The sequence below is a fragment of the Bradyrhizobium sp. 956_D2_N1_4 genome (assembly GCF_052076025.1).
Taxonomy (GTDB): Bacteria; Pseudomonadota; Alphaproteobacteria; order Rhizobiales; family Xanthobacteraceae; genus Bradyrhizobium; species Bradyrhizobium barranii.
Window position 1 is genome coordinate 5,066,670 of the sequence record NZ_CP197237.1, and the last position, 20,743, is coordinate 5,087,412.

Here is a 20,743-nt window from a genome sequence, read left to right on the forward strand (position 1 = left end):
CGAATGTTGCGCATGTGGCGTGTGGGGTTGCTGTCCGGACTGGCGCTTGCGGCCGCGCCCGCGCATGCGTTCATCGCCTATGTCTCGAACGAGAAGAGCAACACGGTCTCGGTGATCGACACCGACAGCTGGACCGTGACCAAGACCATCAAGGTCGGCCAGCGCCCGCGCGGCATCGATTTCACGCGCGACGGCAAGTTCGTGATGGTCGCGGTCGGCGACGACGACACCATCCAGGTGATCGATGCGAAGACGCAAGCGATCGTGGACAGCCTGCCCTCCGGGCCCGACCCGGAATTGTTCGCGCAGGATGCCGCCGGAAAAATCCTCTATGTCGCCAACGAGAACGATAACACGGTGACCGTGATCGATCTGGAGAAGCGTGCGCGGCTCGGCGACATCCAGGTCGGCGTCGAGCCCGAGGGCATGACCATCAGCCCCGACGGCAAGACACTGATCAACACGTCCGAGACGACCAACATGGCGCATTTCATCGACACCTCGTCGCGCCAGATCGTCGCCAACGTGCTGGTCGACGCCCGGCCGCGCTTTGCCGAATTCAAGCACGACAGTTCCGAGCTGTGGGTGTCCTCGGAGATCGGTGGCACCATCTCGATCATCGATCCCAAAAAGCACGAGGTGACCGGCAAGGTCACGTTCGAGATTCCGGGGTTGCGGAAAGAGGCGATCCAGCCGGTCGGCATCGGCATGACCAAAGACGACAAGACCGCCTTCGTCGCGCTCGGCCCGGCCAACCGCGTCGCCGTGGTCGACGTCGCGTCGCGCAAGGTGACGAAATATTTGCTGGTGGGGCAGCGCGTCTGGCACATGGCGTTCACGCCGGACGAGAAATACCTGCTCACCACCAACGGCGTGTCGAACGACGTCTCGGTCATCGACGTCGCCGCGCAAAAGGTGATCAAGACCATTCAGGTGGGCGAACTGCCCTGGGGCATTACGATCTCGCCATGACCAGCCCTGCTCCCATCGCCGAGCCACAGGAGATGCCGAGGCTGCAAGCGGCCGCGGTGCCGGCGCTGTCGATCGACGGCGTCAGCCATTCCTACGGGCCGCGCCGGGCGTTGATGGACGTCTCCTTCAATGTGCAGCCTGCGAGCTTCACGGCGCTGCTCGGGCTCAACGGCGCCGGCAAGAGCACGCTGTTCTCGCTGATCACGCGTCTGTTCGGCATCCAGAGCGGCCGCGTCGGCATTTTCGGCCACGACATCAGCAAGAGCCCCGGCGAGGCGCTGCGGCTGCTCGGCGTCGTGTTCCAGCCGCGCACGCTCGATCTCGACCTGTCGCTGACGCAGAACCTGCTCTATCACGCCGCACTCCATGGCATCAGCCGGCGCGAGGCGGCCGCGCGCAGCGGCGAGCTGCTCGGCCGCATCGGGCTCGAAGAGCGTGCCGGCAGCAAGGTGCGCGATCTCTCCGGCGGCCAGATGCGGCGGTTGGAGATCGCACGCGCCCTGCTGCACCGGCCGCGGCTGCTGTTGCTGGACGAGCCGACCGTCGGCCTCGACGTCAAGGCGCGCGCCGACATCATCAGCCATGTCCGCCAGCTCGTGACCGAGCAAGGCATCGGCGTGCTCTGGGCCACGCATCTGTTCGACGAGATCATGGCCGGCGACGACCTCGTGGTGCTGCACCAGGGCAAGGTGCTGGCGCAGGGGCCGATGAGCCGCGTCATCACGGATGCCGGCGCGCAGGACGTCAACACCGCCTTCATGCGCCTGACCGGTGCGCAGACGATGCCGGGAGGCGGCGCATGAGCAGCATCACGACGCGGGATACACCGCGCGGTTTCTCGGCCGCGGAATACATGACCTGCCTCACCGGCATCGTCTGGCGCGAGGGGCTGCGCTTCCTGCATCAGCGCGAGCGCTTCGTCTCGGCGCTGGTGCGCCCGCTGGTATGGCTGTTCATCTTCGCCGCCGGCTTCCGCCAGGTGCTCGGCATCTCCATCATCCCGCCCTACGAGACCTACATCCTCTACGAGGTCTATATCGCGCCCGGGCTGATGGCGATGATCCAGCTCTTCAACGGCATGCAGTCCTCGCTCTCGATGGTCTATGACCGCGAGATGGGCAATATGCGGACGCTGCTGGTGAGCCCGCTGCCGCGCGGGTTCCTCCTGTTCTGCAAGCTGCTGGCGGGCACCGCGGTGTCGCTGCTCCAGGTCTATGCGTTCCTGCTGATCGCCTGGTTCTGGGACATCACCCCTCCCGCGATCGGCTATCTCACCGTGCTGCCGGCGCTGATCCTGTCGGGGCTGATGCTGGGCTCGCTCGGCATGCTGATCTCCTCCGGCATCAAGCAGCTCGAGAGTTTTGCCGGCGTGATGAACTTCGTGATCTTTCCGATGTTCTTCGCCTCCTCCGCGCTCTACCCGCTCTGGCGGGTGCAGGAGGGCAGCCCCTATCTCTACTATCTCTGCCAGGCCAACCCGTTCACCCATGCGGTCGAGCTGATACGTTTTGCATTCTACGGGCAAATCAACTGGATCTCGCTGGCGGTAGTGGCGGCCTGCACAATCGTCTTCATGATCGGCGCGATTCTGGCCTATGATCCCTCGCGCGGGCTGGCGCGACGGGGCCCTGCGGGAGGCGAAGGATGAAGGTTCTGGCCATGGCCGCTTTTGCGCTCGCCGTTGCGAGCACGGCTGCGTGCGCCGCCGATCCACGCTATCCCAACTGGCCTTGCACGCAGGCCAAGGTGCCGGACATCTCGCTCGCCGCCGTCTGGGCCGGTCCCGCACTCGACGACGCCGAGACCAAATGGAAGGACGACGCAAAGGTCACCGCGCTGGTCTCAAAACTGTCGGCGCGGAAGACGCCGATGGACGAGGCCGAGAAGTCGGTGAAGGAGTTTTTGGCCGGCTCCGCCGCTGACAAGACGGCGAACGCCAAGCTGTTGTTCGCCGGCTTGTTCGACACGCTCAACGCCCAGCGCTCGCAGGTCATGAACGGGCTCGAACGCGTCAGCCGCAAACAGCGCGAGGCGGCCGACAAGATCCGCGAGGAGTCGATCCAGCTCCAGGCGCTCCAGAGCGCGACACCACGCGACGACGCAAAGGTCGATGCGCTCAGCAACCAGTTGATCTGGGAAACCCGCATTTTCGAAGATCGCCACAAGGTGGTGCGGTTCGTCTGCGAGGTTCCGACCGCGATTGACCAGCGCCTGTTCGCTCTCGGACGCGTGATCCAGCAAGAAATGGAATAGCGTCAGCCTCGCTGACGACGACTTTCGGAAAGTTCCCGCGATATCAGCGCCATCGTTACCCTTTGCCGCGCTATCAGCCGGAACCAAATCGCTCTAGGATGGCTTGTCGACGTGAACTCCAAGACGTCGGGAGGCCTCGATGGGAACAACAAAATTCATCTTCGCATGCGCTGCAGCCATCAGCACGCTTGCGTCCCCCGCTTTTGCTGACGACATGACCGGGATGGTCACCAGAATCGACCGGCTCAACAGCACGATCTCGATCCAGCAGACACAGAAGGGCACGGTCGGCGGCAGCGCAGGCGGCGCCGGCACGCTTCAGGAGTACAAGGCCAAGGACGCCGCGATGCTGGATGCCGTCCATGCCGGCGACAGGGTGACGTACTCGGCGACCGACAATAACGGTACGGGCACGCTGACGAAGCTGCAGAAGCAGTAACCCTGCATCTTCACCTGTCCCCGCGCGCGGCACGGCGTCATGGCCGGGCTTGTCCCGGCGATCCACGCCCAACCACGCGGATTAAGAACGTGGATGCCCGGGACAAGCCCGGGCATGACGACCTGTACCTACTGCTCCGGCCGCGGCTGCGGCGGCGTCTCCTCGGTCGGGAGGTTTGCGCGCTCCCAGCCGTCGGTGCCGTCGGGGTACCAGGCGACGTTGGCATAACCGTAAGCCAAGGCGCGCTTGGCGGCGTTCCAGGACATCCAGCAGTCGGCCAGGCAATAGATTACCAGCAGCGCAGCCTTGTCGCCGCGCGCGGCGTGGGCGAGGCCGCGCTGGAAATAATCGTCCATGGCGGGCGGCAGCACGCCGTAGCCGGTGTCCGGCAGCCAGGTGCTGCCCGGTATGTTTTTTCGCGGCATATCGCGCCAGACGGTGCCTTCGGGAAGGTTCTTCGGCTTCGGCGCGCGCGGCAGCACGTCGATGAAGGCGCCGCTCTTCGCACGCCAGATCGCTTCGGCCTCAGCAGTCGTCAGCACGCGCGCGCCAGTGAGCGTCGCCGGCACCGGCGCGCGGTAATTGTCGGAGCGATACCCCTCGGGCTCGAACGGCTCCTGCTGCTGCGCCAACGCCGGCGCCACCAGAATGGCGGCAACCAGCGCAGCGGCAACGCGCCGCCTCACGGCGTCTTCTTGGCCGTCTCCGCGCCGAGCGGCTTGTCGCTCTCGTCGAGCAGCGGTACGCCGAAGTCGAGCAGGATCTTGTTGATCTCGCCCTGGTTCTCCTGGATCAGCTTGTTGAGCTGCCGCTTCCAGTTCTGGTCGGCGGGGCGCACGCCCATGCCGATGCGATAGATCAGCTTTGGCCCCGAGGTTTCCTTCACCAGCGACGTGACATGAAGCGAGCCGGCCTTCTTCGCATAATACCCGGCCATCGGACCCCACAGCACGCCGGCGTCGATCTTGCCGGCGACGAGGTCGTCGACCATCGCCTGCGCGGAGTTGTCGAAGCGCGTGTCGATCATCAGCGGATAGGGTTTTGCATCGCCCATCAGGCCGGCGATCGCCATGTTGGTCGCCGGCGGCGTGCCGGCGACGATGCCGACATGCTTGCCCTTCAGGCGCGCGTCTTCGAGCGTATCGACGTCCTCGAGCCCGCTGCCGGTCTTGGCGACCAGCGCATAGGTCGTGCGGTAATAGGGATTGGTGCCCTGCACGAGGTCATCGCCTTGCGGAAATCCCATGATGACGTCGCAGCGATGCGCGCCCAGCGTCATGCGCACGAAGCCGGTGGCCTGCGGGAAGAAGACGTAGTCGAGCTTCTTCTGGAGCTTGTCCGCGAGCAGCTCGGCGAGCTTGTTCTCGAACCCCTCGCCCTTCTCGTTCGAGAACGGCAGATTGCGCGGGTCTGCACAGACGCGCAGCACTTTTGGATCGACCAGCTCGAACGAGAGGTCGCCGGTCTCGCTGGTCTGCGCAATGGCGACGTCGCCGAACGCGCAGGACGCCACCAGGACCCACAGTGAAAACAACCAGCGACGATGTCGCCCGGCCTCCGTCATCGCGCTTCCTCCTCGGTTTGTTTGAATGCTAGCCATGCAACGCATGACGCGCCATGCTTTGCCAAACTTTGTGTTGGCTTTGGTTTGTTGCAGTGCAGTGCGGCAAGCCATCTGAACTGAGGCGGAAAAGTGTCTCGCATCGCTTCCTTGATCGCAGCCCTGTCCCTGCTGGGGACAGCAACGCTAGCACGCGCCGGGGCAGCCGAATTGCCTGTGAGCGAAGTCGCACCGGGAATCTTCGTGCACTCCGGGACCACCGCCCTCATGACCCGCGAGAACGAAGGCGACATCGCCAATGTCGGCTTTATCGTCGGCGAGGATGCGGTGGCCGTGATCGACACCGGCGGCAGCCTCCGTGAGGGCGAGGCGCTGCTGGCGGCGGTGCGGGCTCGCACATCCAAGCCGATCCGCTACGTCATAAACACCCATGGCCATCCCGACCATGTCTTCGGCAATGCGGCCTTTGCCGGAGAGGGAACCAGCTTCGTCGGCCACAGCAAGCTGCCGCAGGCGCTGGCGACGCGCGGGCCGTATTATCTCGACAATTTTAGACGCATCATGGGTAGCGAATTGATCGATCCCGTGAAGATTGTGCCGCCCACCCTGCTCGTCGTTGATACCCTGAAGCTCGATCTCGGGTCGCGCCGCCTCACCTTGCGGGCCTGGTCGGCCGGGCACAGCGACAACGATCTGACCGTGTTCGACGAGACCAGCAAGACGCTGTTCGCGGGCGATCTCGTCTTCCTCCGCCATATTCCGGTGATGGACGGCAGCATCCGCGGCTGGCTCGGCACGCTCGGGGAACTCGATAAAATTCCGGCGCAGCGCGTCGTGCCGGGTCACGGGCCCGTGAGCGACTGGCCTGCCGCGCTCGGCGACGAGCGGCGTTATCTCACGACCCTGCTGGCGGACGTCCGGGCGTCGAACAAGAAGGGCGAGCCGATCCGGACTGCCGCCGACAAGGCGGCCGCATCGGAACGGCCGCATTGGCAATTGTTCAACGACTACAATGCTCGCAACGCAACCGCAGCATTTTCGGAAATTGAATGGGAGTAGTGGACGCGCTACGCTGGACGGGGGATCGGCTGCGCCGCCCCAGAGAAAACTGCTTCGTCCGCACGGAACCACGACCATGACGGGATGCACACGCCGCCTGCCCCTGATCGCCGCATTGCTTGGCATCGCCTTCGCTCTGCCGGCGAGCGCCGAGGAGGCTTACGATCCCTGGCCGGGCCTGGTGCAGGACATCTTCAGCAACCGTCCGATCAACGACGGCAACGACGTCATCGGCATCGAGATGCCCTATCGCGCCGAGGACGCGGCGATCGTGCCGGTGACCCTGCGCAGCAAACTGTCGCCCGCGGATAGCCGCCGCATCCGTTCGATCACGCTGGTGATCGACCGCAACCCCGCGCCGATGGCAGCGAAGTTCGAGCTCGGCGCAGATGCCAACGTCACCGAGATCTCCACGCGCGTCCGCGTCAACAACTATACCGACGTCCACGCGGTTGCCGAGCTCAGCGACGGCCAGCTCTACGTCGCCAAGACCTATGTGAAGGCCTCAGGCGGCTGCTCGGCGCCGGCAGGAAAGAACATCGAGGAAGCCAGGAACCGGCTCGGCCAGATGCGCTACCGGCAATTCGCGCGCGAGGAGGCACCGGCCAGCCGCGTCCGCGAGGCGCAGATCATGATCGGCCATCCCAACAATTCCGGGCTGCAAATGGATCAGGTCACGCAGCTCTACATCCCCGCCTTTTTCGTCAACCAGCTGAAGCTGGCGCAGGACGACAGCCCCGTGCTGTCGATGGAGGGCGGCATCTCGATCTCGGAAGATCCCAATCTGCGCTTCACCTACGTCTCCAATGGCGCCAGGCGCTTCCGCGCGGAAGCGAAGGACACGGACGGGCACGTATTCCGCAATGAATGGGACGTGGAGAAGCCGGGGACGTGAGGTCTCTCGATCGTCATGGCCGGGCATAGCCGTCCGAAGGACGGCGTCGCTTTGCTCGCCTATGTCCCGGCCATCCACGCACTTCGCGCCTATCCTAAGAACGTGGATGCCCGGGACAAGCCCGGGCATGACAACTACGGTTGGCGTGAAGCTAGCCGTCAGAAACACCTCACCTCGGCTTCCGCCTGCGCGCGCCTGAGATCGTTCACCGCCGAATTTGCCTGCTCGGATGTACGAAACTGGACGCCGAGATTGCCGCGCACCTGGGACATGCTCAGCGCCGTCTCGGCGGTGACGTAACGGTCATAGGACACGATCGAGGCCACCACGTCGATCGAGCAGGAACATTGCTCGATCGACTGCCGGCTCTCGCCATTGGCCTTCATGCAGCCATAGACGTATTCGGCACGCGCCGAGGTCGGATAATCGTTGGCCTCCTCGGCACGCGCGGCGTAGACGGTCGCAGCCCACACCGCCAATGCGGCGACAATCGGTCGTAGCTGTCCCGCCAGATTCATGAGCGTCCTCCCGCTGGTTGCGACGAAAGCTATGCTATGCGTATTGTCATGAAAAGCACTCCCTTCGAGGAAACGGCTCACAAGGTGATGAGAGCACTTGGTTTGAGAGCGCCGGGACGAACATTGGCGCTCGCGATGACGCTGGCGCTGTCGCTGGCCGCCCCCGGCCGCGCCGCGGATACGATCCGCCTTGCAGTGCAGAAGACCGGAACATTCTCCTGGGAGCTGGCGGCGATCCGCGCCGGCGGGCTCGACAAGGAAGCCGATCTGTCGCTCGACGTCGCCGAGCTCGCGAGCCCCGAGGCCGGCAAGATCGCGCTACGCGCCGGGAGTGCCGACATCATCCTGTCCGACTGGCTGTGGGTGTCGCGCGAGCGCGGGCTCGGCGCCAAGCTCACCTTCTATCCCTATTCCAGCGCGCTCGGCGCGGTGATGGTGCCGGCCTCGTCGCCGCTCAAGACGCTCGCCGACCTGAAGGGACGGAAGCTCGGCGTCGGCGGCGGCGCGATCGACAAGAGCTGGCTGCTGCTGCAGGCGCGGATGAAGCAGGACGGCATCGACCTGAAGTCCGATGCAAGCATCGTCTATGGCGCGCCGCCCTTGATTGCCGCCAAGGCGCTCGACGGCGAGATGGATGCCAGCCTCAACTTCTGGAATTTCTGTGCGCAGCTCGAGGCCAAGGGCTTTCGCCGCCTCGCCGGCATCGAGGACATTTTGCCGAAGCTGGGGGCCAAGGGCGCGGTGTCCGCGGTCGGCTACGTCTTCGACGAAGGCTGGGCCGCAAGCCACCGCGATGCAGTGGCGCGTTTCATTGCGATGACCCGCAAGGCCAAGCAGCTGCTGATCACCTCGGACGCCGCCTGGGACAAGATAGCGCCGCTCACCGGCGCGAGCGATCCGGCCATCCTTAAGACCTACCGCGACCGCTATCGCGACGGCATTCCGCGCCGGAGCATCGTGGACGAGGAGGCGGATGCGCGCGTGCTCTATCGCGTGCTTGCCGAGATCGGCGGACGCGACCTGGTCGGGCCGGCGGCCGAGCTCGATCCCGGCACCTTCTATCACGCGGTCCCCGGAGACTGAGGTGCTGCGTCTTCTCTCGTTTTCCCTGTTCCTCGCAACCTGGTGGATTGCCGCGCTGTTCGTCGGCGGCGCAAAGCTGCCCTCCCCGCCTGCCGTGCTCAACGTCATCATCGCGGAAGCATCGAGCGGCGCCCTGTTCCTGCATCTCGGCGCCACGCTGGCGCGCGTCGCGCTCTCCTTCGTGCTGGCGATGTCGCTCGGCAGCGCCATCGGCTATTTGATGGGACGGGTGAAGCTCGCCGACCGGCTCGGCGATCCCTGGCTGATCCTCCTGCTGAACCTGCCGGCGCTGGTCGTGATCGTGCTGGCCTATATCTGGGCCGGCCTGACCGAAGCGGCCGCGATCGCGGCGATCGCCATCAACAAGCTGCCGACCGCCATCGTCACCTTGCGCGAGGGCACGCGTGCGCTCGACCGTTCGCTGGACGAGATGGCCACCGTGTTCGCGATGCCGCGCTGGCGTGCGTTCCGCCACGTCGTGCTGCCGCAGCTTGCGCCCTATATCGCAGCCTCGGCCCGCTCCGGATTATCGCTGGTATGGAAGATCGTGCTGGTGGCCGAGCTGCTGGGACGGCCGAACGGCGTCGGCTTCGAGATCGGCGTCGCCTTCCAGCTGTTCGACACGCCGCGACTGCTGGCCTATTCGCTCACCTTCGCGGCCGTCGTGCTCGTCATCGAAACCTTGCTGGTGCAGCCGTTCGAAGCCCGCGCAACCCGGTGGCGGCCCCGTGCGGCTTGAAGTCGATATCTCCGGAAAGACGTTCAGGAGTGCCGCGGGCGAAACGCACGAGGTGCTGGCCCCGGTCAGCTTCGCGCTTCAATCCGGTGAGGTCGGCGTTTTGATCGGCCCCTCCGGCTGCGGCAAGAGCACGATGCTGCGCATCATCCTCGGGCTCGACCGCGATTTCCACGGGACCATCGCGCGTCCACCAGAAGCGCGGATCGGGATGGTGTTCCAGGAGCCGCGGCTGTTGCCGTGGCGCTCGGTCGAGCAGAATGTGCGGCTTGCAGCTCCTGGCATCTCCGAGGCGAAGCTGTCGGAGCTGTTCAGGATCCTGGAGCTGGAGGCGCATCGCAGCCACTTTCCCGGCGAATTGTCGCTGGGTCTTGCCCGGCGCGTCGCGCTGGCCCGCGCCTTCGCGGTCGAGCCCGATCTGCTCGTGCTCGACGAGCCCCTCGCCTCGCTCGACGACGCGCTCGCCGGCCGCCTGCGCGACGAGATCGCGACGCTGGTCGCAAGCCGCCCCATGATGACCCTGCTCGTCACCCACAGCCTCGACGATGCGGTCCGCCTCGGCGACCGCTTGTTCTTCCTGTCGCCGCAGCCGGCGCGAATTCTGGCAGAAGTGCCCATCAGCATCCCGCGTGGCGCACGCGGCGACGCAGAGATCGCCGCGATCAGGGCGGACCTCGTGGCGAGAATCCAAGGCGAACATGGCGGCGAACACGCCGGGCGTGATGCCTCATAGGCAGCCACGCAAAGCGCGTGCTAAACAGGGCCCGTAGCGGAGCCCGATGATGAAGCGAATGGTCGCCCTCATGACGCTTGGCCTCGCTCTCGTCGCGACCATGGCGAGCGCGCAGGACATGATGCGTGACGTCGACCTCACGTCACCCGCGATGGTCTCCGCGGAAATGAGCCGGCAGGAGGTCGAGGCCATCCTGGCCAAAGCCAGCGCCGGGGCGCCGGCCGATTTCACCGGCAAGCGGTTGTCGGGGCTTGATCTCTCGGGTCTCGACCTTTCCACGGCGATTCTCCGTGCGGCACGACTCAACAAGACGAAACTCGCCGGTGCCCGTCTTGATCAGGCGATCCTCGATCAGGCGTGGCTGCTGGACGCTGATCTCGCGGGCGCGAGCCTGAAGGGCGCCAATCTGTTCGCCTCGCAGATGGCGCGCGCGCGTCTGGACGGCGCGGACCTGACCGGTGCTCGCATCGCGGCCGACCTCACCGGCGCAAGCCTGATCGGCGCCTCGATTGCGAACGCGCATCTTGGCGCCGATATGCGCAACCAGTCGATGGGGCTGATGCGCGCCGTGCTGCGATCCGCCAATCTGGAAGGATTGAACGCGCGCAATGCCGACCTGTCGCGCGTCGATCTCGAATTTGCCTCCCTCAAGGGAGCCGACCTGACCGGCGCATCGCTCAAAAATGCTCAGCTCGGCGGCGCCGACCTGACCGGAGCCACCGTCACTGACGCCGATTTCGAGGGCGCTGATCTTGCCTCGGCGAAGCTGATCGCGCCGATCGGCCTTGACCGCGCCAGGAATTTCGACAAGGCAAAGAACCGCGAGCGCCTGATCAGGGAATAACAGGGCGCCTTTGGGAGGATCGGCTGATGCGTTGGTTTCTGGCTTTGATCGCGTTGTTGACGTTGGCCGGCGAAGCCGCCGCCCAAAGCAAGGGCAAGGGCATCCGGCTCTGGAATTTGACGACGGAGACGATCTCCGGCCTCCAGCTCTCGCCCGCCGGCAAGACCGAGTGGGGGCCGAACCAGTGCCTGAACGACAAGGACAAGGAGGTCGACCACGACGAGCGGCTGCGCATCACCGGCGTCGAACCCGGCCACTACGACGCCAGGGTCAGCTATCCCAATGCGCGGCAGTGCATCGTCCGCGACATCGAGATCAAGGCGGACGCGGTGTTCTCGATCGCCGACAAGGATCTGAAGGACTGCACGAAATAGCGAAGGCGGCTTACGCCTTGTCGTTCGGGTGCGGATATTCGCAGCGCCACCGCACCGCCTGCCACTTCGGATGGTCGCCGACCCATTGGGCGATATAGGGCGGCGCAGCCATCACGCATTGCCTCGGCGACCCCGCAAAGTTGAACACCAGATGCTGCTCCTCGCAAGTCGCAGGCGAGAGCACCGCACACACAGTCACCACCAGGTCAATCGGGTTCATGCCGGGATCCTGTCGCAAGGGGACAATGGAGATTAGCACGAAAGATTACGTTCCGAGGAGCAGGAAGTTTCAGACGGACGGGATGTTCCCTCTCCCCGCGCGCGGGAAGAGGCGGAACAAACACCCTAGAAGTTTACCCCGAACACCAATCGCGCCTGATGACGCTCGAAATTGACGAGGTCGAGATTGCCGCCCGATCCGGCGGGGCGGCCCCAGGCCTGCATGCTCCAGCTCAGGGTGAGCCGCGACTTCTCCGATAGCTGGAAATAGGCGGTCGGACCGACAAACAGCGCCTGCCCCGAGAACTCACCGAGGCCGATGCCCTCATACTGGCGGAAGTAGCGCATCTCCCCACCGAGCAGAAAATTGGGGCGCACGCGCACCAAGCCGCCAAACGCCGCCCCGATCGTCGAACTCTTCTCGGACAGACCTGCCACCTCGAAGCGCGCCCATTCCGGCTGATAGATCAGGTTGAGCGCGCCGATGACGAAGTTCGGGACCAGCTCGCGGTCGAAAGCGAGCGTGAATTCGGAGCCGTACATCCGTCCCTTCGCGCCGCTGGTCTCGTCGATGCGATCGCCATGGAGTTCGGCGGCGACAGTCAATCCGAATGGCGCGCGCCCGCGGTCGAGCAGGCGGTAACGCAGGTCGAGCGAGGCGCCCTGGAAATTGAACTGACGGCGGTCGTCGATGTCGGGAACGCCGGTGATGTCATGCAGCGTGGCGGTGCCGCCGACCTCGATACGGAAGTTCGGCAGCGGCACGACTTCGATCTCGACCTCCTGCTGGAGGGCGCGATAGGTGCCGCCCTTGCCGAAGCGTCCCGTGGTCTGAGTCTGGAATTCGCGCTCGCCGGGATTGCCGACATCGGTGCCGATCATGAAGCCGAAGATGTGCTCGGTATCAAAGCTCTCTTCGGCACTGACACACGCCGGTGCAAGCGCAACACCGAACGCAATTGCCGTCCAGATCGTGTGGGCTCCAATGGGCATTGCGAACACTACCACGGCTTCGACGGCGTTCGCCATCGAAGCCGCGGCAGGTCGTCAGTCTTACTTGCGCGCAGCGCAGGCGTACATGTTGATTTCCATGCCGACCGGCACTTCCACGATCTTCGGAGCTTTCCAAGCCATTCGGGTCTCCCAAGGGTATTGAGCGCGACATCGCGCGGGGCAAAACCTAGGGCTGCGTCAGGTGCAGCGCAAGCCTGGAATCGAAGCGCAAACACGGCGAACTGTCGCGTTATGCTCGCGAATTTCCCTCTCGGGCAAATCGCCTTCGCTCCCAGTCAAGCGCCGCGTCTCTCACCGCAACAGGCGCAGCAGCGCGCGGCCGGCGCGCGAGTTCAGCTCCTTCGCATCCAGCGTTCCGTCCTTGTCGGGATTCGCTGCGTTGAAGCGCTGCTCCACCACCGCGAGATATTCGTCGAGCGTGAGAGTCCCGTCGCGATCGGGATCGGCGGCGGCGAGTTCTTTCGCCGTTAACCGTCCGCGCAATTCGCGCGCGTCCAGCGTGCCGTCGTGATCGGGATCGAGCTTTGCGAACAGCGCGGCGGCCGCCTTCTTTACCTCGGCGAGATCGAGCGTGCCGTCATTGTCGGTATCGAACATCTTTACGGCGTTGCCGGAAGCAGCCCAAGCTGGACCGGACAGCACTGCAATCGTGAGCGCAAGCGCAACTGAGCGACGTGAAATCATCAAACCCTCCTGACCAGCCCCCCGATTCGTAGGGGGTCGAAACGACATAAGTCTACAAGCGAGCCCCGGTTCAAGTCCGGAATTGCAACCTGCGCACCGCACAACTCGCGGAACCCGACGGCCCGGGCAGAGCGGCCGAAGCCGTCTCCGCTTCATGCCACGGAATTTTTTCAGCGTCTGCGCACAAGTGAAAGTCGGTTGTCAGGTTTCTGTCAGGTGACCGGCATCTGGCATCCAACATATCGGCAACGCACTTGCGACTTTCGTATTGACGTGTTTTGCGTTCGGGCGGAGTGTTGCTCCTGCAGCGTCAAAAGGCGCGCATATTGGGAGGAACGGATGAAACGCTTTGCGATGGCCGCGAGCCTCGTCATGCTTGCATCGACTTGTGCGAGCGCACAGACCACCGAGCAACTGGTCAAGGGCGCGACCGATACATCGAACGTTCTCAATTACGGGATGGGCTACAATCTGCAGCGCTTCTCGACGCTGAACCAGGTCAACAAGGACACCGTCAAGAATCTCGTCCCGGTCTGGAACTACAGTTTCAACGACGATCGCAGCGAGGAATCGCAGCCGCTGGTGTACCAGGGCGTGATCTACGTGACCTCGCACAACGCCACCATGGCGGTCGACGCCAAGACCGGCAAGCAGATCTGGAAATCCAAGGTCGAGTATCCCGCCGAGACGCCGCGCATCGTCTGCTGCGGCATCATCAACCGCGGCGCCGCGCTCTATGACGGCAAGGTCTTCCGCACCACGCTCGACGCCAACGTGATCGCGCTCGATGCCAAGGACGGCAAGGAGCTGTGGCGGCAGAAGGCCGCCGACATCAAGGAAGGCTATTCGATGACGGTGGCCCCGCTGGTCGCCGACGGTGTCGTCATCACCGGCATCTCCGGCGCCGAATTCGGCACCCGGGGCTTCATCGACGGCTGGGATCCGGCGACGGGCAAGCATCTCTGGCGTACCCATTCGATCCCCTCGCCCGACGAGCCCGGTGGCGACACCTGGAAGGGCGACACCTGGAAGCTCGGCGGCGGCTCGACCTGGATCACCGGCTCCTACGATCCCGAGCTCAACACGGTCTATTGGGGCATCGGCAATCCCGGACCGTTCAACTCGGCGGTGCGCCCCGGCGACAACCTCTACACCTGCTCCGTGCTGGCGATGGATCCCAAGACCGGCAAGATCAAGTGGCACTACCAGTTCTCGCCGAACAATCCGTTCGACTATGACTCGGTGGCCGAGATGGTCCTCGCCGACATGAATGTCGAGGGCAAGCCCACCAAGGTGCTGATGGACGCCAACCGCAACGGCTTCTTCTACGTGCTCGACCGCACCAACGGAAAGCTGCTCGCGGCCAATCCTTACGTGAAGGTGAACTGGGCGACCGGCATCGACATGAAGACCGGCAAGCCGATCGAGACTGACGTCTCGAAGGACGCGCGCGACGGTAAGAAGGTCACCGTCTATCCGTCGATCCTCGGCGGCAAGAACTGGGAGCCGATGTCGTTCAATCCGCAGACCGGATTGGCCTACGCCAACACGCTCGCCTTCGGCGGCAGGTACAAGACCGAGCCCGTCACCTTCAAGCAGGGCGAATGGTATCTCGGCATGGACCTCACCGACCTCTGGGAGTGGGGCGACGGCCCGCGCGGCCATCTGAAGGCGATCGATCCCATGACCGGCAAGGCCAAGTGGGAAGCACCAAGCGACATCCCGCGCTTCTCGGGCGTGCTGTCGACCGCAGGCGGTGTCGTGTTCTCGGGCGCACTGACCGGCGAGTTCGAGGCCTTCGACGCCGACACCGGCAAGAAGCTCTGGCAGTTCCAGACCGGTTCCGGCATCGAGGGACAGCCGGTGACCTGGCAGCAGGATGGCGTGCAGTACGTTGCCGTCACCTCCGGCTATGGCGGCGTCTACTCGCTGTTCTCCGGCGACGAGCGGCTTGCCAAGGTGCCGCCCGGCGGCTCGCTGTGGGTTTTTGCGGTCAAGCAATAACCACGGCCCGATGCTGAAGGACATATCTCACAAGACGGTGGCGACGATCGCCACCGTCGCGGTGCTGACGGTCGCGCTTGCGGCGACCGTTCGTGCCGCGGACGATGCAACCGGCAATCCCGTGCAGGCACAGATCGACTATGGCAAGTCGACCTATACTTCGAAATGCTCGCACTGCCACGGCCCCAACATGATGAATTCCGGCACCATCACGCCGGACCTGCGCGCCTTTCCCGACGACAAGACGCGCTTCGTCACGACGGTGAAGAACGGCAAGAACAACAAGATGCCGCCCTGGGCCGACATTTTGAGCGACGACGAGATCGGCAATCTCTGGGCCTTCGTCTCGAGCAGGAGAAAGCCATGAGACCCTGGCTCGCCGCATGGAGCGTTGCCGCGATCCTCGCGGCGGCGACGACCGCCTCGCGCGCGGCCGACGAACCGCTGAAGGTTTGCCTCGATGAGGACCGGCCTCCGCTCTCGGTACATCACAAGGGCAAGCCGGATTCAGGCTTCGACGTGCTGCTGGCGCAGGCAATCGCGGACCGGATCGGCCGGCCGCTGAAAATCCAGTGGTTCGAGAGCAAGCTGGACGAGGATTCGAGCCCGCAGCTCGAGGCCAACGCTTTGCTCTCCGACGGGCGCTGCTCGCTGGTCGGCGGCTATGCGCTGACGACGGATTCCCTCGTCAAGCCCGGCATGAAGACGGCACGCTTGCCGGATTTCACCGGGGCCACGCGCGACGACCGGCGCCGCCGCGTCGCGCTCGGCGTGCTCGCGCCGAGCCAGCCTTACGTCTATTCGCCGATAACGGTGGTACTCGGGCCGAAAGCGCAGGGCCGCAAGATCGGCGACATCGGCGACCTCGCCGGCCTTCGCCTTGCGATCGAGAGCGGCTCGCTGGGCGATGCCATCCTGATGACCTTCGACAAGGGCCGCCTGATCGACAGCATCACCCATCTCGTCCCCGGCCGCGACGATCTCCTCGGCGCGCTCCAGCGCGGCGACCATGACGCGACGCTGATCGACCTCGGCCGCTTCGATGCCCACCGCGCCGCGCATCCCGAGACGACGATCACCGCGTCGGGCTATTATTATCCGATCGGCGCCAATCGCGGCTATGTCGGGCTCGCCAGCGACGGCGCACTGATCGACGCGGTCAACAAGGCGCTGACCAGCCTTGCCGCCGAGGGCAAGATCGCCGAATTCGGCAAGCAGGCCGGCCTCACCTATCTGCCGCCGCGCGAGCCCGCGATCCTCGGCGATGTCTGGACGAAGATCATTCAAAGGTGAGGTGGCCTCACGTGCCACCACATCACCGGTGTCATGCCCCGCGACCCGGCTACGCCAAGGCTTCGCCGGGGTTGAGGTCTAGGGGCGCCGAAGCTTTAGCGTAGGCGGCAGGCGGGGCATCCAGTACGCCGCGGCCTCTCGATTCAATCGCAAGCGCCTCTGGAATACTGGATCGCCCGGTCAAGCCGGGCGATGACAGCGAGGGTGTGGTGCGACCGTCGCTCCACACCCCAAAGTGCCGACCACATTTCCGTGGTATGCATAGTGTTTCGTTCGCCCCTTTGGTGCCCCGTGAATCCCCCCACGACACCCTCCGCCACCAACCTGCGCGACATCCTCTCCCGCGAAATCAAAACCGCCGAACTGCTGCGCGCGCTGATCGTCGTCGGCCCGATGGTCGCCGCCTATTTCATCTCGCGCGAGACGGCGCTGCTGAACCTGGGGCTCGTCGCGGTCTCGCTGCTGATTCCGGCGCTCAGGCAGCACTTTCCGCCAAAAGTCGTCGCGTGGCATTATCTCGCCATTCTCGTCACCTTTGCCGCGCTTTTCCTTGCAGCTCCGGTCAAGCCGCTATTCGTAGTGCTGACGGCGCTCGCCGGCTTCCTTGCGGTGGCGGGGACGCGCTATGGCGAACATTTCCGCACGCTCGGCAATTGGGTGTTCATCCCCGCCGTCTATCTCGCCTGCGAGGTGCGGGAGGGCGTGAGCGCCGAGGAAGCGATACGTCATGCCGGCGTGATCATCGCCTCCTCTCCGATCGCGCTGGCGCTCGTCTGCGCTATCCAGGTTTACGACCAGCGGCAGCATGGCAATGCCGCGACCTCGTTCGGATCGCCCGCGACCGACTGGTTTCTGCCCGCAGCGGCAACCGCCATGGCGGTCTTTGCCGCAGCCGCCCTGGTCGAGATCTTCAACCTCGCGCAGGGGCAATGGGTGATGTGGTCGGCCGCAAGCGTCGTGGTCGGCGACCTCACGGCGTCCACCGGCAAGCTGAAGCAGCGGGCGAGCGGCGCCTTCGTCGGCGCGCCGCTCGGCTTTCTCGCGGGCCTTGCCCTGCCGCAAAGCCGCGTCGGCTACGCCATCGCGATTCTCGCGGCCACCCTCACCCTGATCTCGTTCTCCCGCTACGTCGTCGGCTTCGGCCTGCGCTGCTTCTTCATTGCGCTCGCCGCATCCTTTGCCGGCGGCGCCAGCGGCATCGCCGAGGAGCGCATCGTCAACGTGCTGATCGGCGGCACGTTCGGCCTGATAGCGGTCGCCCTGACCGAGATCGTCTGGCTGCGGGTGATGCGGAAGACCCGATCGCCCGGATGACGCGCAAATGGGCACCGCGCGGCCTTGTCGAATGCGCCAATCTGTCTCGCCTACCACCCCAGCCTGATGCAGTAGGGTCGGCAAAAATCAGGAGGGAATCATGCCCGCAAAATTCGATCGCCGCCACTTCATCGCCGCCGGTACCAGTGCACTCGCGATGCCCTTCGTCGCGCGCGGCGCCTCGGCGCAAGGCGCATCGCAAGGCAATTGGCCGTCGCGGCAGATCCGCATGATTTGCAGCTATCCCGCCGGCGGACAGACCGATTTGCTCGCGCGCGCCTATGGCGAATTCATCTCCAAGCAGGTCGGCAAGACCGTCGTGGTCGAGAACAAGCCCGGCGCCTCCGGCGCGATCGGCACGGCAGAGGTCGCCCGCGCCGAGCCCGACGGCCACACCATCCTGTGCTCGATCTCGACCACCTACATCATGAACCGGGTCGTGATGAAGAATCCCGGCTACGACATGGACAAGGATCTGACGCTGGTCAGCGTCATTCCGGGCGCCGGCCTGTTGCTGGTCGCGAACCCCAAGACCGGGGTCAAGACGCTGGAGGATTTCGTCGCCTTCGCGCGCAAGAGCGGCAAGGTCAACTTCGGCACCTATAGCGCGGGCTCGGCCCCGCACATGACGATCAACGAGCTCAACAAGCAGTACGGTCTCAACATCGAGCCGGTCCATTACCGCGGCGAGGCGCCGATGTGGACAGGGATGCTGGAAGGCACGCTCGATGCCGCAATGGGCAGCTACACGGCGGCGCAGTCCGTCCTGCAAAGCGATCGCGGCACTGTGTTCGCCGTGCATTCGAAGAAGGTCGACGCGATCCCCGCCATCAAGACCCTCCCGGAGCAGGGCGCAACGTCGAAATTCTTCACCGTGAGCGGCTTCTCCGGCTGGGCCGTGCCGAAGGCGACGCCGCAGCCGGTGGTCGACCGCCTGGCGGCGCTCTGCGTCGCCGCCAACAGCGATCCGAAGGTGAAGGAGGTTCTCGCGACCTTCGTGCTCGAGCCGGCCATCGGCTTCAAGGAGACCAATGCCCTGTATCAGCACGAGTTGCCGATCTGGATCGAGAGCGCGCGGTCGCTCGGCCTCGAGCCGGCCTGAACCCTGCGCGGCGCACGGGGCTGTCCCATCGCAGCCTGGCATCCGACCAAAGCCTAGTGTCGGAACCCCATTTTCCCGCTATGATTGTGCGCCGGTGCCGGACCTCTTCACCGGCGGACAAGAAAGGCCGATCGCATGACACCGGATGGCGTCGCCGTTGCCGTCATGATCATTCTGCTCTTTCCGATGGGCTACTTCACGCTGGCCTCGCCCGCCTTCCTGCTGGTGAAGCTCGATATCCAGCCCGTCGCGCAGCTCTTGCGTGGGATGTTCAACGCCCATTTTCTGGTGATGCGCGTCGCCGGCGTGATCGGGGCGCTGGCTTTCCTGCTCGACGGTCGCCTGGTCGCCGCGATGGGCGTCGGCCTGCTCGCGGCCCTGGCGATCTGGGGACGCCGCTGGTTCATGCAACGGATCGACGACCAGCTCCGCGCGAGGGACGCAGGCGATGCTGAAGCCCCGCACCGGCTGCGCCGGCTGCATTGGAGCGGCATGCTTGGCAACGCGGTGCTGCTGGTCGCTCTCGTGACCAGCATTCCCTACGTCGCCATATCGGCCTGAGAGATATCGCCGCGCGGCCTGCGTCGGCTGCGGCGCTCGCCTAATGCTCGCCCGAGGCCGCGGCGCCCTGCTGGGCCTTGTGGATCGAGGACGGCACCACGCCAAAATATTTCCGGAACACGCGGCTGAAATGCGATGAGCTGGAGAAGCCCCAGGAGAAGGCGACGTCGGTGATGGTCTTGCCGCCGTGCGCCTCGAGCTCCTGGCGGCAATTCTGCAGGCGCGCCTGCCAGATGTAGTCGCTCACCGTGGTGCCGCGCTCGGAGAACAGCATGTGCAGATAGCGCTTGGAGCAGCCGAGCTCGGCGGAGATCTGGTCGATGCACAGATCCGGATCGCGCAGGTGCTCGCGGATGAAGAATTGCGCGCGCACATACATCGCCTCGGGCCCGACGCGATCGAACATCGTGTCCGCTTCGCGCAACGGCAGCAGCAAGAGGTCGATCAGCGAATCGGCGACACCGACCGCGCTGTTCGCCGACAGCTTGGCCGCCTCGTCGAAGGTGGCATGGACGAAATCATGGGCGATTCTCCCCGTCCCGGTCTTCGCCGACAATTTGCAGGCCGGCATCCGCTGCGACGGGAATCCACGGTCACGCAGCAAGGCCTTCGGCACGATCACCACGTCGTGGCGGGTGAAGGCAGGGCTGATGATGGAATGCGGACACGAGACGTCATAGGCGATGATGTCGCCCGGGTTCAGCTCGATGTGGCGGCCTTCCTGCTCGAAATAGGACACGCCGTAGGTCTGGAAGTGGATCTTGATGTACGGGTGTTCATTGGCTTTGGCGCGCGCCAGCGTGTGCGCGATGCGATGCTGGCTGACCTCGATCTGGCAGAGCTTCAGGCGCGAGACGCTCGTGTAGTCTATGCGGCCCTCGAGCGAGGACGCCTCGAGCGGATCGACGTCGAAATGCCCACACAGGCTTGTCAGCCCGTCGATCCAGCTCTGGATCTGCCGCTTCGGCGTCAGGCCGGTCGTCGAGAGCGTGTGAATGGTGTCGGACATTAATCCAGCCGCTGGTTTCATCTGCAGATTCGACGCGAATCGCAACCAGCGCTGCCGGAGCCCTCAGCCATGATTG

The 20,743-nt window shown here is 64.7% G+C and carries 26 protein-coding genes; 18 read left to right on the forward strand and 8 right to left on the reverse strand.

Annotation, left to right across the window (positions count from 1 at the left end; translation table 11 throughout):
- The first annotated feature begins 3 nt into the window (after positions 1-3).
- From AB7535_RS24080 to AB7535_RS24100, 5 genes are all read left to right on the forward strand, one after another.
- Complete coding sequence (locus AB7535_RS24080) at positions 4-972, forward strand: YVTN family beta-propeller repeat protein (RefSeq protein WP_063981999.1); 969 nt, start codon at positions 4-6, stop codon at positions 970-972.
- Positions 969-1,775 (forward strand): ABC transporter ATP-binding protein, encoded by an 807-nt coding sequence (locus AB7535_RS24085; protein ID WP_354114022.1) that lies wholly within the window; start codon positions 969-971, stop codon positions 1,773-1,775. Before AB7535_RS24080 ends, AB7535_RS24085 begins: the two co-directional genes overlap by 4 nt.
- Positions 1,772-2,620 carry an ABC transporter permease gene (locus AB7535_RS24090; RefSeq protein WP_063981997.1) on the forward strand — a complete coding sequence of 283 codons (849 nt, stop codon included), beginning with the start codon at positions 1,772-1,774 and terminating at the stop codon, positions 2,618-2,620. Before AB7535_RS24085 ends, AB7535_RS24090 begins: the two co-directional genes overlap by 4 nt.
- Positions 2,617-3,225 (forward strand): hypothetical protein, encoded by a 609-nt coding sequence (locus AB7535_RS24095; RefSeq protein ID WP_063981996.1) that lies wholly within the window; start codon positions 2,617-2,619, stop codon positions 3,223-3,225. The genes AB7535_RS24090 and AB7535_RS24095 overlap by 4 nt, the downstream gene beginning before the upstream one ends.
- Before the next feature lie 139 nt (positions 3,226-3,364).
- Positions 3,365-3,664 (forward strand): copper-binding protein, encoded by a 300-nt coding sequence (locus AB7535_RS24100; protein WP_063981995.1) that lies wholly within the window; start codon positions 3,365-3,367, stop codon positions 3,662-3,664.
- Positions 3,665-3,792: 128 nt separating this feature from the next.
- Here AB7535_RS24100 and AB7535_RS24105 read toward each other — a convergent pair whose 3' ends face one another.
- Positions 3,793-4,350 carry a PQQ-dependent catabolism-associated CXXCW motif protein gene (locus AB7535_RS24105; RefSeq protein ID WP_439037021.1) on the reverse strand — a complete coding sequence of 186 codons (558 nt, stop codon included), beginning with the start codon at positions 4,348-4,350 and terminating at the stop codon, positions 3,793-3,795.
- On the reverse strand, positions 4,347-5,228 hold the full coding sequence (locus tag AB7535_RS24110) for a substrate-binding domain-containing protein (protein WP_439037022.1): 882 nt from the start codon (positions 5,226-5,228) through the stop codon (positions 4,347-4,349). Before AB7535_RS24110 ends, AB7535_RS24105 begins: the two co-directional genes overlap by 4 nt.
- Before the next feature lie 129 nt (positions 5,229-5,357).
- Here AB7535_RS24110 and AB7535_RS24115 point away from each other — a divergent pair, with 129 nt between their 5' ends.
- The gene (locus tag AB7535_RS24115) at positions 5,358-6,284 is read left to right on the forward strand and encodes a quinoprotein relay system zinc metallohydrolase 2 (RefSeq protein ID WP_354114026.1); all 927 of its coding nucleotides are present in this window, start codon (positions 5,358-5,360) and stop codon (positions 6,282-6,284) included.
- 76 nt (positions 6,285-6,360) lie between these two features.
- Positions 6,361-7,179: a quinoprotein dehydrogenase-associated SoxYZ-like carrier gene (locus AB7535_RS24120; RefSeq protein ID WP_354114027.1), complete on the forward strand. Its 819-nt coding sequence runs from the start codon at positions 6,361-6,363 to the stop codon at positions 7,177-7,179.
- A 158-nt stretch (positions 7,180-7,337) separates the two neighbouring features.
- On the opposite strand, the gene AB7535_RS24125 is transcribed toward AB7535_RS24120, so the two are convergent.
- Positions 7,338-7,697 carry a hypothetical protein gene (locus AB7535_RS24125; RefSeq protein WP_014493633.1) on the reverse strand — a complete coding sequence of 120 codons (360 nt, stop codon included), beginning with the start codon at positions 7,695-7,697 and terminating at the stop codon, positions 7,338-7,340.
- Positions 7,698-7,832: 135 nt separating this feature from the next.
- Here AB7535_RS24125 and AB7535_RS24130 point away from each other — a divergent pair, with 135 nt between their 5' ends.
- From AB7535_RS24130 to AB7535_RS24150, 5 genes are read left to right on the forward strand one after another with little or no spacing between them, the layout of a single operon-like run.
- Positions 7,833-8,780, forward strand: coding sequence for an ABC transporter substrate-binding protein (locus AB7535_RS24130; protein WP_354114055.1), 948 nt, complete (start codon positions 7,833-7,835; stop codon positions 8,778-8,780).
- 1 nt (position 8,781) lies between these two features.
- Positions 8,782-9,519 carry an ABC transporter permease gene (locus tag AB7535_RS24135; RefSeq protein WP_354114028.1) on the forward strand — a complete coding sequence of 246 codons (738 nt, stop codon included), beginning with the start codon at positions 8,782-8,784 and terminating at the stop codon, positions 9,517-9,519.
- The gene (locus AB7535_RS24140) at positions 9,509-10,249 is read left to right on the forward strand and encodes an ABC transporter ATP-binding protein (RefSeq protein ID WP_439037023.1); all 741 of its coding nucleotides are present in this window, start codon (positions 9,509-9,511) and stop codon (positions 10,247-10,249) included. Before AB7535_RS24135 ends, AB7535_RS24140 begins: the two co-directional genes overlap by 11 nt.
- Before the next feature lie 58 nt (positions 10,250-10,307).
- Positions 10,308-11,093: a pentapeptide repeat-containing protein gene (locus AB7535_RS24145; RefSeq protein ID WP_354265294.1), complete on the forward strand. Its 786-nt coding sequence runs from the start codon at positions 10,308-10,310 to the stop codon at positions 11,091-11,093.
- Positions 11,094-11,119: 26 nt separating this feature from the next.
- On the forward strand, positions 11,120-11,467 hold the full coding sequence (locus AB7535_RS24150; RefSeq protein ID WP_354114030.1) for a hypothetical protein: 348 nt from the start codon (positions 11,120-11,122) through the stop codon (positions 11,465-11,467).
- Between the two features lie 10 nt (positions 11,468-11,477).
- Here AB7535_RS24150 and AB7535_RS24155 read toward each other — a convergent pair whose 3' ends face one another.
- The 4 genes from AB7535_RS24155 to AB7535_RS24170 form a co-directional block, all read right to left on the reverse strand.
- Positions 11,478-11,687 carry a hypothetical protein gene (locus AB7535_RS24155; RefSeq protein WP_014493627.1) on the reverse strand — a complete coding sequence of 70 codons (210 nt, stop codon included), beginning with the start codon at positions 11,685-11,687 and terminating at the stop codon, positions 11,478-11,480.
- Positions 11,688-11,812: 125 nt separating this feature from the next.
- Entirely contained in the window at positions 11,813-12,715 is a 903-nt protein-coding gene (locus AB7535_RS24160) for a hypothetical protein (protein ID WP_354114031.1), read from the reverse strand.
- Between the two features lie 24 nt (positions 12,716-12,739).
- The gene (pqqA, locus tag AB7535_RS24165; RefSeq protein WP_012029362.1) at positions 12,740-12,820 is read right to left on the reverse strand and encodes a pyrroloquinoline quinone precursor peptide PqqA; all 81 of its coding nucleotides are present in this window, start codon (positions 12,818-12,820) and stop codon (positions 12,740-12,742) included.
- 171 nt (positions 12,821-12,991) lie between these two features.
- Entirely contained in the window at positions 12,992-13,384 is a 393-nt protein-coding gene (locus tag AB7535_RS24170) for an EF-hand domain-containing protein (RefSeq protein ID WP_063981985.1), read from the reverse strand.
- A 339-nt stretch (positions 13,385-13,723) separates the two neighbouring features.
- Between AB7535_RS24170 and AB7535_RS24175 the strand changes: the two genes are divergently transcribed.
- The 6 genes from AB7535_RS24175 to AB7535_RS24200 all read left to right on the forward strand — a co-directional run bounded on the left by AB7535_RS24175 (position 13,724) and on the right by AB7535_RS24200 (position 19,658).
- A complete protein-coding gene (locus AB7535_RS24175) occupies positions 13,724-15,388 on the forward strand; it encodes a methanol/ethanol family PQQ-dependent dehydrogenase (RefSeq protein ID WP_354114032.1) in 1,665 nt (554 codons plus the stop codon).
- 10 nt (positions 15,389-15,398) lie between these two features.
- A complete protein-coding gene (locus AB7535_RS24180; protein WP_063981983.1) occupies positions 15,399-15,755 on the forward strand; it encodes a c-type cytochrome in 357 nt (118 codons plus the stop codon).
- Positions 15,752-16,681 (forward strand): ABC transporter substrate-binding protein, encoded by a 930-nt coding sequence (locus tag AB7535_RS24185; RefSeq protein ID WP_439037024.1) that lies wholly within the window; start codon positions 15,752-15,754, stop codon positions 16,679-16,681. Before AB7535_RS24180 ends, AB7535_RS24185 begins: the two co-directional genes overlap by 4 nt.
- Positions 16,682-16,972: 291 nt before the next feature.
- Positions 16,973-17,995: an FUSC family protein gene (locus AB7535_RS24190; protein WP_439037025.1), complete on the forward strand. Its 1,023-nt coding sequence runs from the start codon at positions 16,973-16,975 to the stop codon at positions 17,993-17,995.
- Between the two features lie 100 nt (positions 17,996-18,095).
- Complete coding sequence (locus AB7535_RS24195; RefSeq protein ID WP_439037026.1) at positions 18,096-19,097, forward strand: Bug family tripartite tricarboxylate transporter substrate binding protein; 1,002 nt, start codon at positions 18,096-18,098, stop codon at positions 19,095-19,097.
- Between the two features lie 135 nt (positions 19,098-19,232).
- Entirely contained in the window at positions 19,233-19,658 is a 426-nt protein-coding gene (locus AB7535_RS24200) for a hypothetical protein (RefSeq protein WP_028151278.1), read from the forward strand.
- A 40-nt stretch (positions 19,659-19,698) separates the two neighbouring features.
- Here AB7535_RS24200 and AB7535_RS24205 read toward each other — a convergent pair whose 3' ends face one another.
- Complete coding sequence (locus AB7535_RS24205; protein WP_014493617.1) at positions 19,699-20,667, reverse strand: helix-turn-helix domain-containing protein; 969 nt, start codon at positions 20,665-20,667, stop codon at positions 19,699-19,701.
- Positions 20,668-20,743: the final 76 nt, after the last annotated feature.

Bases quoted from the DNA above. Each gene is read 5' to 3' on its own strand.
- pqqA (WP_012029362.1), bottom strand. From the start codon at position 12,820: ATGGCTTGGAAAGCTCCGAAGATCGTGGAAGTGCCGGTCGGCATGGAA.
- AB7535_RS24120 (WP_354114027.1), top strand. From the start codon at position 6,361: ATGACGGGATGCACACGCCGCCTGCCCCTGATCGCCGCATTGCTTGGC.
- AB7535_RS24200 (WP_028151278.1), top strand. From the start codon at position 19,233: ATGACACCGGATGGCGTCGCCGTTGCCGTCATGATCATTCTGCTCTTT.
- AB7535_RS24175 (WP_354114032.1), top strand. From the start codon at position 13,724: ATGAAACGCTTTGCGATGGCCGCGAGCCTCGTCATGCTTGCATCGACT.
- AB7535_RS24145 (WP_354265294.1), top strand. From the start codon at position 10,308: ATGGTCGCCCTCATGACGCTTGGCCTCGCTCTCGTCGCGACCATGGCG.
- AB7535_RS24080 (WP_063981999.1), top strand. From the start codon at position 4: ATGTTGCGCATGTGGCGTGTGGGGTTGCTGTCCGGACTGGCGCTTGCG.
- AB7535_RS24180 (WP_063981983.1), top strand. From the start codon at position 15,399: ATGCTGAAGGACATATCTCACAAGACGGTGGCGACGATCGCCACCGTC.
- AB7535_RS24110 (WP_439037022.1), bottom strand. From the start codon at position 5,228: ATGACGGAGGCCGGGCGACATCGTCGCTGGTTGTTTTCACTGTGGGTC.
- AB7535_RS24130 (WP_354114055.1), top strand. From the start codon at position 7,833: ATGACGCTGGCGCTGTCGCTGGCCGCCCCCGGCCGCGCCGCGGATACG.
- AB7535_RS24095 (WP_063981996.1), top strand. From the start codon at position 2,617: ATGAAGGTTCTGGCCATGGCCGCTTTTGCGCTCGCCGTTGCGAGCACG.
- AB7535_RS24205 (WP_014493617.1), bottom strand. From the start codon at position 20,667: ATGTCCGACACCATTCACACGCTCTCGACGACCGGCCTGACGCCGAAG.
- AB7535_RS24155 (WP_014493627.1), bottom strand. From the start codon at position 11,687: ATGAACCCGATTGACCTGGTGGTGACTGTGTGTGCGGTGCTCTCGCCT.
- AB7535_RS24160 (WP_354114031.1), bottom strand. From the start codon at position 12,715: ATGGCGAACGCCGTCGAAGCCGTGGTAGTGTTCGCAATGCCCATTGGA.
- AB7535_RS24090 (WP_063981997.1), top strand. From the start codon at position 1,772: ATGAGCAGCATCACGACGCGGGATACACCGCGCGGTTTCTCGGCCGCG.
- AB7535_RS24185 (WP_439037024.1), top strand. From the start codon at position 15,752: ATGAGACCCTGGCTCGCCGCATGGAGCGTTGCCGCGATCCTCGCGGCG.
- AB7535_RS24125 (WP_014493633.1), bottom strand. From the start codon at position 7,697: ATGAATCTGGCGGGACAGCTACGACCGATTGTCGCCGCATTGGCGGTG.
- AB7535_RS24100 (WP_063981995.1), top strand. From the start codon at position 3,365: ATGGGAACAACAAAATTCATCTTCGCATGCGCTGCAGCCATCAGCACG.
- AB7535_RS24085 (WP_354114022.1), top strand. From the start codon at position 969: ATGACCAGCCCTGCTCCCATCGCCGAGCCACAGGAGATGCCGAGGCTG.
- AB7535_RS24195 (WP_439037026.1), top strand. From the start codon at position 18,096: ATGCCCGCAAAATTCGATCGCCGCCACTTCATCGCCGCCGGTACCAGT.
- AB7535_RS24150 (WP_354114030.1), top strand. From the start codon at position 11,120: ATGCGTTGGTTTCTGGCTTTGATCGCGTTGTTGACGTTGGCCGGCGAA.
- AB7535_RS24170 (WP_063981985.1), bottom strand. From the start codon at position 13,384: ATGATTTCACGTCGCTCAGTTGCGCTTGCGCTCACGATTGCAGTGCTG.